Source organism: Burkholderia sp. HAN2018 (assembly GCF_024704855.1).
Taxonomy (GTDB): domain Bacteria; phylum Pseudomonadota; class Gammaproteobacteria; order Burkholderiales; family Burkholderiaceae; genus Burkholderia; species Burkholderia cepacia.
The window spans coordinates 33,095-52,214 of the sequence record NZ_QOBB01000034.1; the positions used below are offsets into that span (position 1 = coordinate 33,095).

Sequence of the window (19,120 nt, forward strand, 5' to 3'; positions counted from 1 at the left end):
GGGCCGGTCGGCCCGGCAGTCACGGCAACGGCGGCCTTAGTTTGCGTCTCGCCGCAGGGCAAGGAGACCGAGCAGCACTTCGTCGCGTCGCGCCGCGAGCTGATCGATCGACTGGCCGGCGACCTCCTCATGAACGCCGGCAATCACCTTCTGACGAAGTTCGGGCGTGATCTTCGGCGAACCGAGCACGTTCCACCACGCGGTCATCGGGCCGGTGAACTGGTCGAAGAAGTGTTCGATGCCGCCCTGGCCGCCGCCGAGATGGAACAGCATGTTCGGGCCCATGATGCCCCAACGCAGGCCCGGCCCCCAGCACACTGCGGTATCCGCGTCCTCGACGCTCACGACGTCTTCCGAGATCAGATGCACGATCTCGCGCCAGAGCGCGGCCTGAAGACGGTTGGCGACGTGGCCGGGCACTTCCTTGTTGAGCTGGATGGTTTTTTTTCCCAGGCTCGTATAGAACGCGGTTGCCCGTTCGATCGTTTCCCGTGACGTCTTCGCGCCGCCGACGATTTCGACGAGCGGAATCAGGTGCGGCGGATTGAACGGATGGCCGATCACGCAGCGCTCGGGATGGCGCTCGCAGGCCGACTGGATCTCGCTCATCGTCAGGCCCGAAGAGCTCGACGCGATGATTGCGTCCGGCGCCAGAATGGCGTCGAGATGCTTGTAGAGATCCTTCTTGAAGTCGATCCGCTCGGGGCCGTTTTCCTGCACGAAATCACTGCCGGTAACCGCTTCGTCGAGATTGGCGGTGAACTGCAGCCGCTCCCGGGATGCATTCGGCGCGAGCCCGAACTGCTCGAGAGCGGGCCAGGCCGCATCGATGAATGCGCGGAGTTTCGGCTCGGCATCCGGGGCGATGTCGGTCGCCACGACATCCAGGCCCTTGGCCAGAAACAGCGCGGCCCAGCTGGCGCCGATGACACCGGTGCCGATGATGGCCACGCGTTTGATTTCCTTGCTCATGGATTTTGATCCTTCGAATGGAGTGGGTTCAGACGAACGCGCTGAAGCCGGTAACGGCCTTGCCGACGATCAGGTGATTCATTTCGCGCGTGCCTTCGTACGAGTAGAGTGCTTCCGCGTCGGCGAAGAAACGTGCGACGTTGTAGTCGAGAACGATGCCGTTGCCGCCGAAGATCTCGCGCGCCCACGCAACGGTTTCGCGCATGCGGCTCGTGCAGAACGCCTTGGCCAGCGACGACTGCTGGTCGAGCAGCTTGCCTTCGTCCTGCAACTCGGCGAGCCGGACGACCATGCATTGCGACGCAGTGATATTGCCGAGCATCTTGGCGAGGTGGTCCTGGATCATCTGGAACGACGCGATCGGGCGGCCGAACTGCTCGCGGGTCTGCGCGTAACGCAGCGCGTGCTCATAGGCGCCCATGCTGCAACCGACGGCTTCCCACGCAACGTATTGACGGGTGAGACGCAGCACGCGTGCGGTGTCGCGAAACGACACGTCGCCCTGGAGGCGGTTCTCTTCGGGAACCCGGCAGTTGTCGAGCGTGATCACGCCGTTCTGTACGACGCGAAGTGCGATCTTGTTCTCGATTTTTTCGACGGAGAAGCCGGGGGTCGTCTTGTTCTCGACGATGAATCCCTTGACCTGATTGTCGTCGACATCGCGTGCCCAGATGATCGAGATGTCGCACCACGGCGAGTTGCCGATCCACCGCTTCTGGCCGTTGAGCACCCACGTATCGCCTTCGCGCTTGGCCGTGGTCAGCAGGCCGCCGCCGGCACCCGATCCGACCAGCGGCTCGGTCAACCCGAAGCACCCGATCTTCTCCAGCCGTGCCATCGGGGGCAGCCATTTCTGTTTCTGCTCCTCCGATCCGCCGAGATAGATCGACCCCATGGCCAGGCCGCTATGGACGCCGTAGAAAGTCGAGATGGACGAGTCGACACGCGCGAGTTCCATCGCGATGAAGCCGTCGAGAAGCGTGCTGCCGCCGGCGCAGCCGTAGCCTTCGAATCCGACGCCGACGATGTTGAGGTCCCTGATTTCGGGAATCAACTCGAACGGGAACGCATCCGCGGCCCAGAACTTGTTGATTACCGGCGCAACGCGTTCTTCCATGAACGTGCGCACGCGCTTCAGCAGTGCGCGTTCGTCCTCGCTCAGGAACTCGCGAATCAGGTAGAAATCGCTATCGGGGGCCGGAAGCGGGTGGTTGGGCTTCGAGGGGGCGGTCATGATGATGTCCTTGATACGGTTTCAGGATGCGTTCGCGGGTGCTTGCAGATAGTCGTGGACGACTTCCGCGCCCGCGATCGTCAGATCGGTGAGGATGTGGACGGCGGACAGCACCTCGAGCACCGGCAGCTTGGCGACCGGCGCGAAACAATGCGGATGCAGTTCCAGGGAGGCGGGCCCGGTCCACGCACCCTTCACGGTGATGTCGCTCACGTAATACTTGACCAGCTCGCAGACGCGGGCCGAGCCGTCGACGTGCGGCAGGATCTTCAGCAGGAAGCCGGGCGCTTCGAGCGTCTTCTTGACAGCGGCAAGATCCAGCGGCTCGTACTTGTATCCCATGGTCGCGGTCGCGACCCGCACGCCGTTGTAGTCGAGCGTGCCCACCAGCGCGTCGTTGCGGATTTCGAGCTTCGGCTGGGCCAGTACCTTCGGAAAGCCGAGCAATTCGCGGCCGGAAGCGATGCCGGCTTCGCTGTCGAGGTACATCGCATGCGTGAAGCCACCGGGTGCGCCGTTGAACGATACGGGGACGACCTGGCCCGATTCGGTGTAGGAACCGAGGCCGCTCGAGTCCGGCATCTTGATGAACTCGTATTTGACGATCGGTTCGGTCGGAAGCAGCGGAGCGGGTACCACACGAGCCAGCGCTTCGGGATCGGTGCGATAGGTGATGATGATGAATTCGCGATCGATGAACCGGAACGGCGGCTTCGGATAAGCCGGGCTGCCGATCGGCATGGCATACGCGTGAGCGCGGATTTCGTCTTCAGTCATGAAAGGCTCCGTGTGTGCGGCTGGCATCGGCCAGCCGGTGGGGGTTGCCAGGGGAGGCATTCAAGCCATGTGGCCGCGCGATGTGTCAGGTCTGGTCGCCGAAGCGGGCGACCACGCCTGCATCCTGCAGACGGGCGATCTCGGCATCGTCGAAGCCCATTTCGGCCAGGATCTCCGTGCCGTGTTCGCCGAGATGCGGCGCCGCGACGGGCTTGACCTTCTGCTGACTCGCGATATGGATCGGATTGCTGACCGTCTTCGTGGCAGGTTGTCCCGGCACCTCGAGCGGCACGACGATCCCGTTGATCTCGAGTTGCGGATCGTTGATGATTTCCTCGGCGATCTGAACGACACCGAAAATCACGCGCTCGGCGGTGAGCGCCTGTTTCCAGACGGTCAGCGTTTGACCGGCGAACAACGGATCGAGGATGTCGACCAGCGCGGCCGCGTTTTTCACGCGCAATTGCTCGTCGGCGAAGCGGGGATCGTCCAGAAGTTCGGGCCTGTTGATTGCACGGACGAAGGGCGCCCACTCCTTGCGTTGCGCAGCGACCAGCAGGATCCAGCGCCCGTCACTCGTCTGGTACGGATTGAGCAGCGCATTCGGCGGGCTTTTGCGATCATGCTGCGGGAAGAACTTGCCGCCGTTGAGTCCGCCTTCGACCCATGCCGCCGCGGCCCAGATGCCATTGGCGATCAGGGAAGTCGTGACGTGGCCGCCCTTGCCGGTCTTGGTGCGCTCGTAAAGTGCAGTGACGATCGCGGCGTAGAGGGTCGTCGCTGTCGCGTGATCGCCGATGCCGGGAATGGGAAGCGTCGGCGGGCTACCGGCGTCGTGGGTGACTTCCATGAGGCCGGAACGTGCCCAGTACGCGGTGACGTCGAAGCCCGGGGTATCGGCTTCCGGACCCTGCGCGCCGTAGCCGGTAATGTCGGCGTAGATCAACTTCGGGTTGAGCGGCGCGAGATCTTCGTAGGTGACGCCCAGCGCGGCCCGCACGCGCGGCGGGAAATTGACGACCAGGACGTCGGCCCAGCGAACGAGGCGCGTCAGCACTTCGCGCGCCCCTTCCGACTTGAGATCGAGCGCGATGCTGCGCTTGTTGCGGTTCGTCAACTGCCACGCGTAGTTCGTATCGGCGACGGGGTTCGGGGGAATGATCGAAAAGAAGCGATAGACGTCCCCGGTGCCGGGCGGTTCGATCTTGATGACATCCGCGCCGAAGTCGGCGAGGATCGTCGTGGCCGCGGGGCCGGCAATGTAGCTCGCGAGGTCGAGTACCTTGAGGCCTGAAAACACGTGTTTTCCGTCTGACATGGAAGTGTTCCGAATTCGAGGTTGAGAGAGAGGAGCGGCGTCGATGGGGCGTGCCCCGATTGCCGCTCCGGGCGAAGGTGCCGGTGCGGGTCAGCGCCCGTGAAATACAGGCGCGCGCTTCTCGAGAAAGGCCGTGGTGCCCTCTTTTTTGTCGTCGGTCGCGGCGCACAGCGCAAACAGTTTTCCTTCCAGCGCCAGTCCTTCCGGCATCGCCGCATTCAAACCGAGGTGGGCGGCGTCCATCGCATACGCGACGGCCAGTGGCCCATTGGCGGCGATTTGCGCCAGGATCGTCTCTGCGCGGGCAATCAGCTGGTCGGCTGCCACGACTTCATTCACCAAGCCGATCCGATATGCCTCTTCTGCCGACACCATTTCTCCGGTGAGGATGAGTTGCAGCGCGATACCCTTGCCGACGAGGCGCGGCAGTCGCTGGGTACCGCCGAAACCGGGAATGAGCCCGAGCCGGACCTCGGGTTGGCCGAACTTCGCGCCGGGACTCGCGAGCCGGATCGTGCAAGCCAGCGCGGTCTCGCATCCGCCGCCGAGCGCGAGGCCGTTCACCGCGGCGATGACGGGCTTGCCGAGACGTTCGATGAAGTCGAGCAGCGCCTGCCCGGCACGTGTGCGCTGCTCGGCCTCGACAGGCGTGGCATTGGCCAGTTCGCCGATATCGGCGCCGGCGATGAAGGCACGGTTGCCTGCACCGGTGAGGATGACGCCGCGAATCGATGCATCGTTACGCGCATCCGTGAATGCCGCATGCAGTTCCTCGATCGCCCGTTGGTTCAACGCGTTCATCACGTCGGGACGGTTCAATGTCACATAGGCGACCGACGCCTTCTTTTCGTAGAGCAGTGTGCTGAAAATTGGAAGTGACAGGCTATTGGGCATGGAACGGATTTCTCCAGAAGAAGGCACGCGATGATTCCTGGCCTGCGGTAATCGGAAGAGGCGAACGAATCGTCTCGTGGTGGCGTCTTGCGGCGCCGAGAAACGGGTGGAAGAAGAGGGTCAGAGGTCCTGGATCCGGGTGTGCTCGACCGCGGAGGCCAGGATCATGAAATGTCGGTTGACGGGTTTCGATTGCAACCGCGCGTGAATCGGCCGATAGACGAGGTCACCGACGTGGATGGTGCAGTGCGACAGCGCACAAGTGCCGGGCACTTTGGCGATACGGAGCTTCCACATCTGGTCACCGTAGTGGCACGCGGTTGGATCGCGCCAGGATACGTAGATGGTCGAGTCGCTTTTGCGGCCCAATATGCGGACGGTGGGGGCAGACGTCGCTTCATCCGGATGACGACTTCGCCCGCCGACGGCGGCGGAAGACGACGAGTGGTCGCTACGCCGGTTACCGCCGTCGAGCATGCCAACCGTGTGTGTCCAGATCGCGTTACCGGGTACGCCACTATCCATCCATGCGACTCCTCTTACCGCGGTTCATTCAAGTAAGTGGTGCTGACTAAGATCGATCTTAAGGTGACGCTGATCCGATGCATATGTGGGATCTCACAACGGAGTTAGCTCTTTTTCCAATTCACATGCGATCGACGAACGAATGCCGGCCGCGGAGGGCCGGTCGCTCGCCAGGCATGAATAATCAGGAGAATGTCGCGACTGCGCGAAGCGTGGCGCAGATGGCGGATGGCCGTGCGGCGCACGGCGCTCCGTAAGGGTCGATACCGACTCGCGGGCCGGTATCCGGTGTGCGGGGACTATCGGGAAGAGGGGGAGCGATGCAGCGCGTGCGCTATCGCTGTGAAATCGGCCTGAATCACGGCGAATATGAAGGCGGTGGACATGCCGAACAGGAGTACGCCGTCAGACGATTCGATCGCACCGAGCATCCGCCAGTTTTCCGTCAAGGAAAGGCCCGACGCGCCGCGTGTCGCCATGGTGTCGATCGAGAAGAACAGTGCGTCGCCGAACGAGTTCAGTGCCTTGAGTTGAACGAACACGACGGCCCACAGAGCCGACTCCAGCGTATGAAGCAGGCCGAGCGCGATGCAGATGAAGGCAACGATGACGACGAGTTTGCGCAGTTGCACATGAATGGTATCGCGCTGCATGTCGAGCACGCCGCGAAGTCGACGCGCGACGACAGCGAGCCATACCATCGCCGCTGCGTGAAGCAGAATGTTGGCCATGCCGAGAAGAATGCCGATCGTCCAGCTTTCCATGGAGATATTCGAGTACGGAGGGGGAGAATGAAAAAATGGTGTCGCGCATCGCTTGATGCTTTCGTCACCTGGCCGCGCCGCGCAGCTTGATCGCGATATCGAGCTTCGAGATCCAGCCGGCGTCGTCGAGGCGTGCCCCGACGATGTTCTCGATGCGTTCGAGGCGATAGTTGAGCGTGTTCGGATGGATGCCCAACACGCTCGCGGTTGCCTTTCGTCGCTGCAGCTGGTCGAAGTAAGTTCGAAGGGTTTCGAGCAGATCGGGTTCGCCCGCCAGTTGTTCGACCAGGGACGTGAGGTAAGTCAGCGTGCGTTTCGTGCCACGTATGCTCTCCTCGACCGCGATCTCGGAATAGAGGCGCACGCGCGCCTCGTCGAGATGGCTTCGGCCGAAGCTGAGCGCCCGGCTCGCTTCGTCGGCCGACATGGCCCAGCCCGATGCACCTTCGCCCGGCAGACCGACGCCGATCGCCCTGACTTCGGGCAACGTGTCCGCGATCGATGCGATTTGCCTGGCCATCTGACTATCGTTCGCACCGGTCGTCTCTCCGAAGCGCTCCGGTATCCACATGAGCAACTGCCCGCGAAACCAGATGTCGAAAATATCGTCGACAGGGACTCTGAGGCGCCGGGCGGCAGCCGCAACGATGCGGTCGATCTCGGTCTTGAAGGTGGCCGAATTGCTGTCGATCGATTCGACGTCGATGGCCAAAGCCACTCTCGGGATTGTCACGTCGAGGCGTAGCGCCGCCGCCGTTTTATTGAACGCATCGGTATCGTCGGGGAAATTGAAGATGATGCCGTGCAGCTGATAGCGCAGCGATTCGCGCCAGCGCGCCTGCCTGTACTGCTCCTCCAGAAAGGTCTGCGCGATTTCCTGCGACATGTTGTCGAAGAACTCCAGCAGATAAGGGGAGATTCGAAGCAGGAGTTCGTTGCGAAGCGCGCCGTCGTTCTCGGCCACTCCGATATAGAAGCACCACAGTTCGCGGGATCCGAGCCGGAATGCGCGGAGCAGTGCTTCGAGCGGAACACCCTGATAGACGCGTCGGCGTCCGTATGCCCGGAACCCTTCAAGCGCATCCTCGGACGGCATCTTGCCCGACATGAGGCTGTCGAGCCAGAGTTTCGACGACAGGACGATCGAGTCCCGGATATCGAGCTTTGTCGTCGAATCGAGGTCGGCATAGGGCTTGATGTTCATCAACGCCTTGTACACACGTTCAACGAATGCGGCGTTATTTTCGGCGACGTTGGCGGTCCACCGGCGCAAGGCCGGGGAAATGTCGGGGATGGAAATTGTCATACGATTTGACTCCTGGCGAAGGCCCCGAGCAATCGGGCAGTGCTCCGATATGCGTGAGCGGTACGTGCGGGGCGATCGTGCTGCTGAACCAACTAAACAAAGGATTACGAAACAGGGTGGGAACAGGGCAAGTGTGTTTGTGCGCCGTGAAGCCGGCCATGCCGATGCAGTTGGCCGGGAAGGTGACGTGGATGGAGACCGTGAACGCGAACTGCGGCAGCGCGAGATGAAGTGCGTCGAATATCTCCATCACCACGTTGTCTCAATTTCGAATTGACGTTCTTATAATCAAGAGCGGTACGCAAAGTCAACGTAAATATCTGGATTGCAAAATTTATATGCTACGGCGCGGCGGGCGAGTGAAGGCCCGTCGATCCTTGTGTGAAGGGCGTGCCGCGAGTTTTGCAGATGAGAGATGGTCGAGGCGTTGTGATTATCCACAAAGGGATTTGTGTGAAATCACAGTATTGTGAAAGACCACAATCGCAATATGATGTTTCACCATTTCATCGGCCGATTACCGCGATTACCATCAACAGCCGAATCGCACACTGCGCGTGCCGGGCCCGGTAAGGACTCCCGCTCAAACAGACGAAAGGCATCCGGCTCCGGTCATTGCGCGTCCGTCCGGGCTTCCGTCCGCCGCGTTCGTTCGATCGTCGAATCAATCTTGCGTCATGTCGTCATGCCGCTTTCGCCCGTTGCCTTGAGTCATTTGCCGATGCGTCTGTCTATCGCCCTGAGTTTTGCTTCGATCGCGGCCAGCCTGCTGCTCGAAGGATGTGCAGCCGCGCCGTCGGTCGCCGTATTCGGCGCAGCGTTTCCGGACTGGCTGTTCTGCATCGTCGGCGGCGTGCTCGGGACGACGGTCGTTCACGTCGTGCTGGGCAAGCGCGGCAAGCGCGCGCTGCTCGCGCCGCTGGCGATCAGCTATCCCGCGCTCGCCGCAGCGCTCGCGATGGCGTTCTGGCTGCTTTTCTTTCCCCACTGATCTCGCGTACCGTTATGTCCGACGCTTCCGGCGCATCGCGCAAAAAGTCCCTGCCTGCATGGCTCATCGTGATTGCCGCGCTGGTGCTGCTCGGCGTTGTCGTGTGGCGTCTCGACCAGTCGCCGACGACCGACGACGCATACGTCTACGCGGACACGATCAACGTCGTGCCGGAAGTCAACGGCAAGATCGTCGAGATGCCGGTGCGCGACAACCAGACGGTGAAGCAGGGCGACCTGCTGTTCCGGATCGATCCCCGGCCGTACCAGGACGCGCTGAACCAGGCGCGCGCACGGCTGGTGACGCTCGACAAGCAGATCGGGCTGACGCAACGCACGGTCAATGCGCAGCAGTACAACGCGGATTCCGTCAAGGCGGCGGTCGAACGCTCGCGCGCGCAGGCTGCGCAGGCAGCCGACACGCTGCACCGGATGGAGCCGCTGCTCGCGCCGGGCTACACGTCGGCGGAGGACGTCGACCGGGCGCGAACCGCGCAGCGCGCGGCGCAGGCGGAACTGAACGCGGCGATGCTTCAGGCGCAGCAGGCATCCGCGGCGGTGAGCGGCGTGGACGCGCTGGTCGCGCAGCGTGCGGAAGTCGAGGCGCAGATCGCGATCGCCGAACTGAATCTCGAGTACACCGAAGTTCGTGCACCGTTCGACGGACGGGTGGCTTCTTTGCGCACGACGGTCGGCCAGTTCGCTTCCGCGCTCAAGCCGGTCTTTACGCTGATCGACACGCGTCATTGGTACGTGGTGGCGAATTTTCGCGAAACTGATCTGAAAGGCGTGCGCGCAGGAATGCCGGCCACGGTCTATCTGACCAGCGACACCGGCAAGCGCTTCGGCGGCACGATCGATTCGATCAGCTACGGCGTGCTGCCCGACGACGGCGGCGTGGTGCTGGACGGGCTGCCGCGCGTGGCGCGCAGCATCAACTGGGTGCATGTGTCGCAGCGTTTCCCGGTCAAGATCGCGGTGCGCGACCCGGATCCGAACCTGTTCCGGGTCGGCACCTCGGCGGTCGCGACGCTCAGGCGCGACGCTGCTGCGCACGACACGGCACGGTGAGCGCGGCATGAGCACCGCGCAATTCTCGCCGAGCCGTCTGCAGCGCTTCGCGGGCTTCATCGGCGGAGAGATTCGTTCGTACCCGGGGCGCATGAACGTGATGCTGCGCTGCGTGCTCGCCAGCGCAATCGTCATCGTTGCGTCGATGGCGCTGGAGGTGCCGTTGCTGGCGGTGTCGCTGATCGTGGTGTTCTTCGTGACGCAGGCGAACGTCGTGGTGACGCGCCTGATCGGCGTCCTGTTCGTCGTCGGTTCGACACTCGCCGTCGGCAGTTCGATCCTGGTGTTCAAGTTCACCTACGACTATCCGCTGTTGCGGATACTGCTGGCAGGTGCGCTGTTTTTCTTCAGCGTCTACATGATGCGGGTCGCGAAGATCGGCGTGGTGTTCTTCATCGTCGCCATCGTGGTCATTTACTCGCAGACCTTCGTCGACCAGACCGACCAGGCCGAACTGCTGGTGCGCGCCGTGCTTTGGGTATGGGTCGCGGTCAACTATGCGATCGCGGTTACGCTCCTGATCAATACGCTGTTCCTGCCGGCGGAACCGGTGCGTCAGCTCCATGCGGCCCTGTGCGGGCAACTCAATGCCGTCGACGCACGCCTGGCCGCGCTCGAGCAGCGCGCACCGACGGAGGGTGGCCCGACGGCACGCGACATCCAGGCCGGTGCGCTGACGCTGCAGAAACTGCTCCGCTTTGCGACGATGCGCGACCCCGCGTATCGCGCGAGCCAGGCATTGCATCTCGCCCGCGTGGCGACGGTGTCGCGCCTGTACGCGGCGGCGGGCCATCTGCCGGGCTCCGCCACGGGGTCGACGGCCGATGCGCTTCCGGTGCTGCGCGACGCCGTCCGGCGCCTGGCCGACGCGGCCGGCACGGACGCCCGTTTTGTCGCGCCGGACGCGCTGGCCGGACTGGCGGCGGAAGGGTTGCCGGGCGCGCTGGCGGAAATGCGCGACGCCTTGCTGACGTTCTCGGACCGGTCGGCCGCCCCGCCCGACGCTCAGTCCAGGGCCGAGAAGGAGCGCATGCTGGTGCCGGATGCCGTCACCAACCCGGTCTACGCGCAGTTCGCACTGAAGACGCTTATGGCGGCCATGTGCAGCTACGTTTTCTACGTCGCGACCGACTGGCAAGGCATCCATACGATGATGCTGACCTGCCTGATCGTCGCGCAACCGAGCCTCGGCGCATCCGCGCAGCGTGCCGTGCTGCGGATCGGCGGCGCGGCGGTCGGCAGCATGCTGGCGCTCGCGATGGTCGTCTGGGTCATGCCGCATCTGGACGGCATCGTCGGCTTGCTGATGATGACGCTGCCGGTGATCGCGCTGGCCGCGTGGGTATCGGCGGGCTCGGAGCGTATCAGTTACGCGGGTACGCAAATCATGTTTACGTTCTCGCTGGCCGTGCTCGAGCACTTTGGCCCGACCACCAATCTCACTGAAATCCGCGACCGGATGATCGGCATCGTGCTCGGCGTCGTCGTGTCCGCGGTCGCTCATGCGTTTCTATGGCCGGAGGCCGAGGGCGAGGCGCTGCGTCAGCGCGCAGCGAAGCTGCTGCGCCGGATCGGCATGCAACTTCGCCCGGACACGACCGGGCCGGTGCCGGTCGGGCTGTGGGCCGAACTGGGCGACAGCGAGGCGATGTCGGCGCGTGTCGCGCTCGAGCCGGGCTGGCAGATGGCGGACGGCGAGCACGAAGGCCTGACCTTGCGCGTGCAGACGCTGCTTGCGCATACGCGGGAAATCCTGTTGGCGACCGATGCGTTCGGCGCGGAGCGGGACGCACAGCACCTGCCGGCCGAGGTTGCCGTCGCGACGGCGGCGTTCCAGGCCGAGCTGGCCGGTGCGCTGGACAGTTATGCCGACGCGCTGGTCGAGCACCCGTTGACGATCGACGCGCCACCACGTGCATCGATCGCAACGCTGTCGGAGCGCTGCACGGAGGATCTGTCCGCCCGACGGGGCGACGCGTCGCAGACGGCGTACGACCGGCTGCTGACCCGCGCCGGCGATCTCGCCGGCCAGATAGCAGGGCTGCCCGCCTGGGCGCCAGAACCCGTCGCTTCAGTATTGACTTCCCGAGCTTCCCAAGCATGACCGATTCGTTGATTCGACCTTCCTGTTCGTCGTTGCGCCGCATAACCGCCGCGGTGCTGCTGTGCGGGCTGTCCGCATGTGCGCTGATTCGTCACGACACCAAGCCCACGACGACACTCGATCCGGATCGGATCCGCATCGCCGACGACATCCACCTGGCGCGGGACGGCTGGCCGTCGGCGCGCTGGTGGACGCGCTACGGCGATCCGCAGCTCGACGCGCTGGTCGGTCGGGCGCTGGCCGATTCGCCGACGATGGCGATCGCGCGCACCCGCGTATCGCAGGCCAAATCCGACGTCGATCTGGTGAAGGCGGGGACCAACCTGCAGGTGAGTGCGCTCGGGTCGGTCGATCGGGAGCGCGTGTCGGGCAACGGCTTCCTGGGCGCGTATTCCGGCAATCAGCCGCTGCTGGGTGCGACCGGGCCGTGGTACACGGAAGGCATCGTCGGCCTGAGTGCAAGCCTCGATATCGATATCTGGGGCCAGCAGCGTGCGCAGGTCGAGGCCGCGCTGGGGATGCACAACGCGCGCGTGGTCGAGACGTCGGCGATCGAGCTGGAGGTCTCCGCCGACGTCGCGCAGCTCTACTACGGCATTCAGACGACCTATCGCCTCGTCGGCCTGCTGGAGCAATTGCGCGACGTGGCCGCGTTCTCGATGGAGGCGCACGCCGCGCGCGCCGCACGCGGGCTCGAGCCGCAGACGCAGGCGGAGCTCGCCCGCGCGCAGAAGCTGGCGACGGAGCGGCAGCTGGTGGCTGCTCGCGGGCGCATCGTGCAGTTGCGTGAAGCGCTGCGCGCGCTGCTCGGCGCCGGGCCGACGGATCTGCCGGAGATCTCGCCCGTGCCGTTGCCGCAGCCGCCGTCGGCACTGCCGTCGACGCTGTCGTATGAACTGCTGGCGCGGCGCCCGGATTTGCAGGCGATGCGCTGGTACGTCGAAGCGTCGTTCGACAAGATCGACGCGGCGAAGGCCGCGTTCTATCCGAGTTTCGACATCAAGGCGTTTTTCGGCGTCAACGCGCTGCATCTGGGCGACCTGTTCACACATGCGAGCCAGCAGATCAATCTCGTGCCCGGGCTGTACCTGCCCGTGTTCGACGGGGGCCGGCTCAATGCGAACCTTGGGAACGCGCGTCACGCGAGCGACCTGCTGATCCTGCAATACAACCAGTCGGTCCTGAACGCCGTGCGGGACGTCGCCACGACGGGCAGCCAACTGCAGGACCTCGACGCCGAAGCCAAGCTGCAGACGCAGAAGATCCAGGCCGTGACGTTTGCGCAGGACAGCGCCGACGCGCACTACCGCAGTGGGCTGGGCAGTCGCCTGACGGCGGAGGAAGCGAAGCAGGCCGTGCTTCTCGAGCGGGTCGCGCTGCTCGATCTCGACGGCCGTCGGATCGGTCAGGACATCGCGCTGACCAAGGCGCTCGGCGGCGGCTACCGGTCGGATGCACCGGTCGTCCTCAACCCGAGGTAATGCCGCTCATGTTCGAACAGTCACTACGATCGCCCGTTCGTGACGTGCCGCGTGAGGTCGACGGCTTTCGCACGATGATGGCCGTTCAGATCTCGATTCGGAACGTGCTGAACGAGAGGATGCTGAGGGCGCTCGGGGTTCAGTTCTCGCAGGGCAACGCGCTTGCCCATCTCGCCCGCAGCGAAGCGACGTCATGCCAGGAGCTTGCGAAGTCGCTCGGCTGCGGAACAAGCCGCCTCACACGACTTGCCCAGGATCTGGAACGTCGCGGGCTGATCGTGCGGCGTCGGGATGGCCGGGACCGCCGCACGCTGAATCTGTCGCTTACGTCGAAGGGGCGAGAGATCGCGGAGCGGGTTCCGCCCGTCGTCGAGGAGGCCGAGCGGATCGTGCTGGGGCGGTTGTCGGAGGAGGAACGGATGTTTCTCAGACGATTTCTCCGGCGAATCATTTGCGAGATCGACGCATGAACGGTTACGCCGCGACTGCGCCATGCCGACGGACGTCGATGCGCGCGTCGTCGATCCGTGGCCCATGGCCCGCAACCTGTAGAGAGAGTGCCGCCGCATGTCCCGCACTGCATTGATCGCTTGCCATACCTGCGACACGTTGCTGCACAAGCGGCCGCTCGCCGGAAACATGCAGGCGCGCTGCCCGCATTGCAATGAACTGCTTTATCGAGGCGGCGTGTCGCGACTCGACCGCGTGTGCGCGCTCACGCTGGCCGCGCTGATCACGTTCGTGATCGCGCAGGGTTTTCCGATCCTCGAGATGAACGTGAACGGCATGCATGTGCAGACGACGCTGTTGGGCGCGGTGCGGGCGCTGTGGGATCAAGGCATGGGCATCGTCGCCGTGATGGTGTTCTGCGCGACGCTGCTGTTTCCGCTCACCGAGATGGCAGCGCTGCTGTACGTGATGCTGCCGCTGCGCGCCGGCCGCATTCCGCGTGGTTTCGGCACGGTGCTGCGCGCGATCGGGTTGGTGCGCCCTTGGGGGATGATCGAGGTATTCATGCTCGGCATCCTCGTCACGATCGTCAAGATGGTGAGCCTTGCGCAGGTGGTGCCCGAAGCGGCGCTGTTCGCGTTCGCGGCGCTCACGCTGATGTTGACCGTCGTCGTGATGTTCGATCCGCGTGCACTGTGGGATCTGGCTGACGAACTGCGCGGCGACAACCACGCTAGCGACGAGGCGACGATCCAATGAAGACGACTACCGCTGCCCGTGAAGGCATGGCGAGCTGCCACGTCTGCGGCCGGGTTCAGGCGCTTGCCGTCGATCGGCATGAGGTGCCGGCCCATTGTGCGCGCTGCGGCAGCACGCTGCACTCGCGCTTCCCGAACAGTCTCGCTCGCACCTGGGCGTTTCTGCTCGCGGCGGTGATCCTGTACATCCCGGCCAATCTGCTCCCGATGATGCGTACGTCGTCGATCGTCGGCTCGCAGTCGGACACGATCATGAGCGGCGTGGTCTATTTCTGGGTGTCGGGTGACTGGCCGCTCGCGGTGGTCGTGTTCGTCGCCAGCATTCTCGTGCCGATGCTCAAGCTCTGCGTACTGCTGATCCTGGTCATCACCGCCCAGTGTCGTTCCACCTGGCGGCCGATGCAGCGCACCACGCTCTATCGGGTCGTCGAGCACATCGGCCGCTGGTCGATGCTTGACATCTTCGTCGTGACGCTCACCGTCGCGCTCGTCCACTTCCGGTCGCTCGCCGTCATCACCGCCGGTCCCGGCGCGCTGGCGTTCGGCTCGGTCGTGATCCTGACGATGCTTGCGTCGTTGCAGTTCGATCCCCGTCTGATCTGGGATCCCGTTGAAATCTCTGGAAATCACCATGAATAGTCCGCAAGGCCCGCACCGCGATTCCGATGCAGGTGCCGGCCAACCACCGACCATTGCCGAGCCGGCGGTCGCGAAGCGCGCCGGTTGGCTGCCGTCGCTCGTGTGGCTCGTGCCGCTGATTGCGGCGCTGATCGGCATCGGTCTCGTCGTCAAGTCGGTGCGCGAACGAGGCCCGGAAATCACGATTCGCTTTGCCAATGCGGAAGGGCTCGAGCCCGGCAAGACGCAGGTGAAATACAAGGATGTCGAGGTCGGCACGGTCGACGCGATCCGTCTTGCGAAGGATCTGTCGCATGTGCTGGTCGACGTCAGGCTCAAGAAGGAAGCGGAAGACTTCGCAGTGAAGGGGTCGCGCTTCTGGGTCGTGCGCCCGCGCATTGGCGCGACCGGCGTATCGGGCCTCGGCACGCTGCTGTCGGGCGCATACATTGGCGTCGACGCGGGCCGTTCGAAGGATCGCGAGCGCGCGTTCACGGGCCTCGATACGCCGCCTGCCGTGACGGGCGACCAGCGCGGTACGCAGTACACGCTGCGCGGCGATTCGCTTGGCTCGGTCGATATCGGCTCGCCCGTCTACTACCGGCGCGTGCAGGTCGGGCAGGTGGTCGGCTTCTCGCTGGACAAGCTCGGCACGGGCGTGACGTTCACGGTGTTCGTCAACGCGCCGTACGACCAGTACGTTCACGAGAACTCGCGCTGGTGGCAGGCGAGCGGCGTCGATCTGCGCTTGGATTCGAGCGGGCTCAAGCTCAATACGCAATCGCTTGCCACGGTGATTCTCGGCGGCATCGCGTTCCAGTCTCCGGCCGATCAACCGCCCGGGGAAGTGGCTGCGCACGACACGGTATTCCAGCTCGCATCGGACGAGGGGCAGGCGATGCGCGACCCCGACGGCGAACGCGTGCCGGTCGTGATGAACTTCAATCAGTCGCTGCGCGGACTCGCGGTGGGTGCGCCGGTCGACTTCCGCGGCATCGTGCTCGGCGAAGTGACGAACATCGGCATCGACTACGACGCGAAGGCGAAGAACTTCAAGATGCCGGTGACGATGAATCTGTATCCGGAACGGCTCGGCAAGAGTTTCCGGGACGCGATTCGCAGCAAGGGCGAACCGGAACGTCGACAGATCCTGCAGCGACTCGTCGAGCACGGGCTGCGCGGCCAGTTGCGCACCGGAAACCTGCTGACGAGTCAGCTCTACGTCGCACTCGATTTCTTCCCGACGGCGCCGGCCGTGAAGCTCGATGTCAGTCACGAGACTGTCGAACTGCCGACCGTGGCGAACACGCTCGACGAGCTGCAGTCTCAGGTGGCCGACATCGCGAAGAAGCTCGACAAGGTGCCGTTCGACCAGATCGGCGCGAACCTGAACAGCGCGCTGTCGAATGCCGACAAGCTGTTCAAGCAGCTCGACACGCAGGTCGCGCCACAGGCGCGCGACACATTGTCGGCGGCGAAGCAGACCTTCACCGCCGCCGAGGCGACGCTGCAGCAGGATTCGCCGCTGCAGTCCGACGTGCGCGGCGCGCTGAAGGAGCTGACGCACACGCTGCAGTCGCTCAACATGCTCGCCGACTATCTCGAGCGTCACCCCGAATCACTGCTCAAGGGCAAGCCAGGAGATCAACCATGACGACACGCGTGAACGGTTTCGCGAGCGGTGCTGCGGCTGCCCTCGCCGCGCTCGCGCTCGCCGCGTGCAGCTCGCCGCCCGCGCGGTTCTATACGCTCAGCCCGGCCGACGCCGCGGCGCCGCTGCGCACCGCGCCGGCCAACCCCGCGTTCCTGATCGAGGTGCCGTCCGTCGGCGTGCCCGAACAGGTCGCGAGGAACCAGCTCGTCGTGCAGAAGAACGCCGCGCAGGTCGACGTGCTCGAGCAGGAACGCTGGGCGTCGCCGCCCGCCGACGAGATCCGTCGTGCGCTGTCCGACGATCTCGCCGCGCGCCTCGGCACGATCGACGTCGCGAATTCCGCCTATCCGCCCGGCGTGCCCGTGTATCGCATCAGCGTGAACGTGCAGCGCTTCGAGTCGTGGCCGGGCAAACGCGCGGCGGTCGATGCCGTGTGGAGCGTGCGCGCGCTCGGCACGCAGGCACTGATGACCTGCCGCACGAGCGTCGCCGAACCGGTCGCCGACGGCTACGACGCGCTCGTGGTCGGTCACCGGCGTGCACTTGCTGAACTGGCGAGCCAGATCACGGGAGGTGTCGAGGCGATGGAGGCATCGCGTATTCGATTCACGAAGGCGACTGCATCGGGACAATCCAGGGCAGCGAACGTGTCACTGGCTTCGACTGTGCCTTGCCTCAATTTGCCGCGATGAACGCGGCTATCGGGCCGACGTCGCACAGTCTGCCCAGGCTATCGACGACAAGCAGGCGTGGCACGGGACCATGACGTGATGAAGGTACCGTCCATCCACCGGGCGATGCAATCGTAAAAGGAAGACGTTATGGACCGCCTGGTGGCGATGAAAGCCTTTGTTCGCGTGGTCGACTGTTTGAGCTTCACCGCAGCGGCCAGGCATCTGCATCTCGCGCCCGCCACCGTGTCGCGCCTCGTTCAGTATCTCGAGAAGCAGGCCAACGTGCGCCTGCTGAATCGAAGCACACGCACCGTCAGTCCGACTGAAGAGGGCCGTGCCTACTACGATGCCTGCGTTCGCGTGCTGGAACAGATCGACAACATGAACGCGGAGGCAGCAAGCGCCGGGCGCGCGCCGGAGGGGCGGATCAAGGTCGGACTGTCCTCCGCGATTGCGAGGAGCGTGCTGATTCCCGCGCTGCCGTCGTTGCTTGATGCATTCCCGAAACTCGATGTGGAGATGGCGATCTCCAACAACCCGTTCGATTTCGCAAAGGACGCGGTTGATTGCACGATCCACATCGGTACCGTGCGGGAGAACAGCGTGATCGCAAAGGGCGTGGGATGGATCGATCGAATCATGGTTGCGTCGCCCGCCTATCTGGCACGCTACGGCGAACCCCATACGCTCGCAGAACTGAAAGGCCATGTGACCGTGGCAGCCGCATGGGATGACGGGACCGGACTGAAACCCTGGGAGATCCATGTCGGCGGCAAGGCCGCGCCGGTCGCGATGAGGAGCCGGGTCATGGCGAACGACGCGGATGCGGTCATTTCATGCGCGTTAGCGGGGCTGGGCATCATCTCGGGCTACCGCTTTGCGCTCCGTTCGTATCTTGACGACGGGTCGCTCACGGAGATCATGCGAGGTAGCGTTGCGGAAGCGAAGCCGGTGAGCATCGTGTATTACCCGAGTCGCCATATGCCGAACAAGCTGCGTACTTTCATCGATTGGTTCAAGGCAGTATTCGAAGAGGCGATCGAGGATTCCGGCAATTGATGCGACGTCGCTCGATGCCGAGACGACGGCGTATCCGGATTCCGCGCTTCACCGCGGTCGACCGGCGTTACGCCCGACCCGCTCCGGTCGCGTGTGTCACGCATCCACTTTCTGACCAGGCGCAGCATCGGCACACCAGCGCCAACCTCTGCTCGCTCGTCGAGACCTGCAAGGCGAACGGGATCGGCCCGTGCAACCATCTGATCCGGTTGCTTCAATGTCCCCCGCTCGCGCAGACGGTCGACGGTTACACCAGGCTACTACCCTGGAATATGCGCTCCAATCCTCACGAATCGACCGAAGCTTAAGCGTTGCAGCCTGCTTCCAATGAAGGCAACGCGCATGCTTGCCATCTCCAGTCCGCTTGCGGCGTGATCGATCGCTCTTGCTTCCGGATTACCGGGAGTTGTGTTCCGGGCGCGACACAAAGATACTGTCTGGCGCGATATCCATCGCGGCGGCCGTGCCGAG

General features: G+C 64.1%; 20 protein-coding genes. 11 read left to right on the top strand and 9 right to left on the bottom strand.

The window, feature by feature from the left end; translation table 11 throughout:
- Nucleotides 1-36: 36 nt before the first annotated feature.
- The 9 genes from DPV74_RS11405 to DPV74_RS11445 form a co-directional block, all read right to left on the bottom strand.
- Complete coding sequence (locus DPV74_RS11405; RefSeq protein ID WP_119337181.1) at nucleotides 37-972, bottom strand: 3-hydroxyacyl-CoA dehydrogenase NAD-binding domain-containing protein; 936 nt, start codon at nucleotides 970-972, stop codon at nucleotides 37-39.
- A 28-nt stretch (nucleotides 973-1,000) separates the two neighbouring features.
- Nucleotides 1,001-2,206, bottom strand: coding sequence for an acyl-CoA dehydrogenase family protein (locus tag DPV74_RS11410; RefSeq protein ID WP_060172464.1), 1,206 nt, complete (start codon nucleotides 2,204-2,206; stop codon nucleotides 1,001-1,003).
- A gap of 21 nt (nucleotides 2,207-2,227) precedes the next feature.
- Complete coding sequence (locus DPV74_RS11415) at nucleotides 2,228-2,983, bottom strand: acetoacetate decarboxylase (protein WP_059698789.1); 756 nt, start codon at nucleotides 2,981-2,983, stop codon at nucleotides 2,228-2,230.
- An 85-nt stretch (nucleotides 2,984-3,068) separates the two neighbouring features.
- Nucleotides 3,069-4,301, bottom strand: a complete 1,233-nt coding sequence (locus DPV74_RS11420) for a CaiB/BaiF CoA-transferase family protein (RefSeq protein ID WP_119337182.1) — start codon at nucleotides 4,299-4,301, stop codon at nucleotides 3,069-3,071.
- A gap of 90 nt (nucleotides 4,302-4,391) precedes the next feature.
- The gene (locus tag DPV74_RS11425; protein ID WP_119337183.1) at nucleotides 4,392-5,195 is read right to left on the bottom strand and encodes an enoyl-CoA hydratase-related protein; all 804 of its coding nucleotides are present in this window, start codon (nucleotides 5,193-5,195) and stop codon (nucleotides 4,392-4,394) included.
- A gap of 120 nt (nucleotides 5,196-5,315) precedes the next feature.
- Nucleotides 5,316-5,720 carry a DUF3331 domain-containing protein gene (locus DPV74_RS11430; protein WP_081066274.1) on the bottom strand — a complete coding sequence of 135 codons (405 nt, stop codon included), beginning with the start codon at nucleotides 5,718-5,720 and terminating at the stop codon, nucleotides 5,316-5,318.
- Between the two features lie 299 nt (nucleotides 5,721-6,019).
- On the bottom strand, nucleotides 6,020-6,484 hold the full coding sequence (locus DPV74_RS11435) for a hypothetical protein (protein ID WP_059698783.1): 465 nt from the start codon (nucleotides 6,482-6,484) through the stop codon (nucleotides 6,020-6,022).
- Nucleotides 6,485-6,548: 64 nt separating this feature from the next.
- Nucleotides 6,549-7,790 carry a CdaR family transcriptional regulator gene (locus tag DPV74_RS11440; RefSeq protein WP_119337184.1) on the bottom strand — a complete coding sequence of 414 codons (1,242 nt, stop codon included), beginning with the start codon at nucleotides 7,788-7,790 and terminating at the stop codon, nucleotides 6,549-6,551.
- Nucleotides 7,723-8,040 (bottom strand): hypothetical protein, encoded by a 318-nt coding sequence (locus DPV74_RS11445; protein WP_119337185.1) that lies wholly within the window; start codon nucleotides 8,038-8,040, stop codon nucleotides 7,723-7,725. The genes DPV74_RS11440 and DPV74_RS11445 overlap by 68 nt, the downstream gene beginning before the upstream one ends.
- A 435-nt stretch (nucleotides 8,041-8,475) precedes the next feature.
- Between DPV74_RS11445 and DPV74_RS11450 the strand changes: the two genes are divergently transcribed.
- From DPV74_RS11450 to DPV74_RS11500, 11 genes are all read left to right on the top strand, one after another.
- The gene (locus tag DPV74_RS11450) at nucleotides 8,476-8,781 is read left to right on the top strand and encodes a YtcA family lipoprotein (protein ID WP_226254148.1); all 306 of its coding nucleotides are present in this window, start codon (nucleotides 8,476-8,478) and stop codon (nucleotides 8,779-8,781) included.
- A gap of 14 nt (nucleotides 8,782-8,795) precedes the next feature.
- Entirely contained in the window at nucleotides 8,796-9,851 is a 1,056-nt protein-coding gene (gene mdtN, locus DPV74_RS11455; protein WP_059698777.1) for a multidrug transporter subunit MdtN, read from the top strand.
- A gap of 7 nt (nucleotides 9,852-9,858) precedes the next feature.
- Nucleotides 9,859-11,955 (top strand): multidrug efflux transporter permease subunit MdtO, encoded by a 2,097-nt coding sequence (gene mdtO / locus DPV74_RS11460; RefSeq protein WP_119337186.1) that lies wholly within the window; start codon nucleotides 9,859-9,861, stop codon nucleotides 11,953-11,955.
- Nucleotides 11,952-13,436 (top strand): MdtP family multidrug efflux transporter outer membrane subunit, encoded by a 1,485-nt coding sequence (locus tag DPV74_RS11465; protein WP_119337187.1) that lies wholly within the window; start codon nucleotides 11,952-11,954, stop codon nucleotides 13,434-13,436. The genes mdtO and DPV74_RS11465 overlap by 4 nt, the downstream gene beginning before the upstream one ends.
- An 8-nt stretch (nucleotides 13,437-13,444) precedes the next feature.
- Nucleotides 13,445-13,906, top strand: a complete 462-nt coding sequence (locus DPV74_RS11470; RefSeq protein ID WP_240439960.1) for a MarR family winged helix-turn-helix transcriptional regulator — start codon at nucleotides 13,445-13,447, stop codon at nucleotides 13,904-13,906.
- A gap of 97 nt (nucleotides 13,907-14,003) precedes the next feature.
- Nucleotides 14,004-14,645 (top strand): paraquat-inducible protein A, encoded by a 642-nt coding sequence (locus DPV74_RS11475; protein WP_119337189.1) that lies wholly within the window; start codon nucleotides 14,004-14,006, stop codon nucleotides 14,643-14,645.
- Nucleotides 14,642-15,283 (top strand): paraquat-inducible protein A, encoded by a 642-nt coding sequence (locus DPV74_RS11480; protein ID WP_119337190.1) that lies wholly within the window; start codon nucleotides 14,642-14,644, stop codon nucleotides 15,281-15,283. The genes DPV74_RS11475 and DPV74_RS11480 overlap by 4 nt, the downstream gene beginning before the upstream one ends.
- Entirely contained in the window at nucleotides 15,276-16,916 is a 1,641-nt protein-coding gene (locus DPV74_RS11485; RefSeq protein WP_060349448.1) for an intermembrane transport protein PqiB, read from the top strand. Before DPV74_RS11480 ends, DPV74_RS11485 begins: the two co-directional genes overlap by 8 nt.
- Nucleotides 16,913-17,608, top strand: coding sequence for a membrane integrity-associated transporter subunit PqiC (locus DPV74_RS11490; protein ID WP_119337191.1), 696 nt, complete (start codon nucleotides 16,913-16,915; stop codon nucleotides 17,606-17,608). Before DPV74_RS11485 ends, DPV74_RS11490 begins: the two co-directional genes overlap by 4 nt.
- Nucleotides 17,609-17,737: 129 nt before the next feature.
- Complete coding sequence (locus DPV74_RS11495; RefSeq protein ID WP_119337192.1) at nucleotides 17,738-18,649, top strand: LysR family transcriptional regulator; 912 nt, start codon at nucleotides 17,738-17,740, stop codon at nucleotides 18,647-18,649.
- A 14-nt stretch (nucleotides 18,650-18,663) separates the two neighbouring features.
- Entirely contained in the window at nucleotides 18,664-18,957 is a 294-nt protein-coding gene (locus tag DPV74_RS11500) for a transposase domain-containing protein (RefSeq protein ID WP_240439961.1), read from the top strand.
- Nucleotides 18,958-19,120: the final 163 nt, after the last annotated feature.

Bases quoted from the DNA above. Each gene is read 5' to 3' on its own strand.
- DPV74_RS11405 (WP_119337181.1), bottom strand. From the start codon at position 972: ATGAGCAAGGAAATCAAACGCGTGGCCATCATCGGCACCGGTGTCATC.
- DPV74_RS11410 (WP_060172464.1), bottom strand. From the start codon at position 2,206: ATGACCGCCCCCTCGAAGCCCAACCACCCGCTTCCGGCCCCCGATAGC.
- DPV74_RS11415 (WP_059698789.1), bottom strand. From the start codon at position 2,983: ATGACTGAAGACGAAATCCGCGCTCACGCGTATGCCATGCCGATCGGC.
- DPV74_RS11420 (WP_119337182.1), bottom strand. From the start codon at position 4,301: ATGTCAGACGGAAAACACGTGTTTTCAGGCCTCAAGGTACTCGACCTC.
- DPV74_RS11425 (WP_119337183.1), bottom strand. From the start codon at position 5,195: ATGCCCAATAGCCTGTCACTTCCAATTTTCAGCACACTGCTCTACGAA.
- DPV74_RS11430 (WP_081066274.1), bottom strand. From the start codon at position 5,720: ATGGATAGTGGCGTACCCGGTAACGCGATCTGGACACACACGGTTGGC.
- DPV74_RS11435 (WP_059698783.1), bottom strand. From the start codon at position 6,484: ATGGAAAGCTGGACGATCGGCATTCTTCTCGGCATGGCCAACATTCTG.
- DPV74_RS11440 (WP_119337184.1), bottom strand. From the start codon at position 7,790: ATGACAATTTCCATCCCCGACATTTCCCCGGCCTTGCGCCGGTGGACC.
- DPV74_RS11445 (WP_119337185.1), bottom strand. From the start codon at position 8,040: ATGGAGATATTCGACGCACTTCATCTCGCGCTGCCGCAGTTCGCGTTC.
- DPV74_RS11450 (WP_226254148.1), top strand. From the start codon at position 8,476: ATGCCGCTTTCGCCCGTTGCCTTGAGTCATTTGCCGATGCGTCTGTCT.
- mdtN (WP_059698777.1), top strand. From the start codon at position 8,796: ATGTCCGACGCTTCCGGCGCATCGCGCAAAAAGTCCCTGCCTGCATGG.
- mdtO (WP_119337186.1), top strand. From the start codon at position 9,859: ATGAGCACCGCGCAATTCTCGCCGAGCCGTCTGCAGCGCTTCGCGGGC.
- DPV74_RS11465 (WP_119337187.1), top strand. From the start codon at position 11,952: ATGACCGATTCGTTGATTCGACCTTCCTGTTCGTCGTTGCGCCGCATA.
- DPV74_RS11470 (WP_240439960.1), top strand. From the start codon at position 13,445: ATGTTCGAACAGTCACTACGATCGCCCGTTCGTGACGTGCCGCGTGAG.
- DPV74_RS11475 (WP_119337189.1), top strand. From the start codon at position 14,004: ATGTCCCGCACTGCATTGATCGCTTGCCATACCTGCGACACGTTGCTG.
- DPV74_RS11480 (WP_119337190.1), top strand. From the start codon at position 14,642: ATGAAGACGACTACCGCTGCCCGTGAAGGCATGGCGAGCTGCCACGTC.
- DPV74_RS11485 (WP_060349448.1), top strand. From the start codon at position 15,276: ATGAATAGTCCGCAAGGCCCGCACCGCGATTCCGATGCAGGTGCCGGC.
- DPV74_RS11490 (WP_119337191.1), top strand. From the start codon at position 16,913: ATGACGACACGCGTGAACGGTTTCGCGAGCGGTGCTGCGGCTGCCCTC.
- DPV74_RS11495 (WP_119337192.1), top strand. From the start codon at position 17,738: ATGGACCGCCTGGTGGCGATGAAAGCCTTTGTTCGCGTGGTCGACTGT.
- DPV74_RS11500 (WP_240439961.1), top strand. From the start codon at position 18,664: ATGCCGAGACGACGGCGTATCCGGATTCCGCGCTTCACCGCGGTCGAC.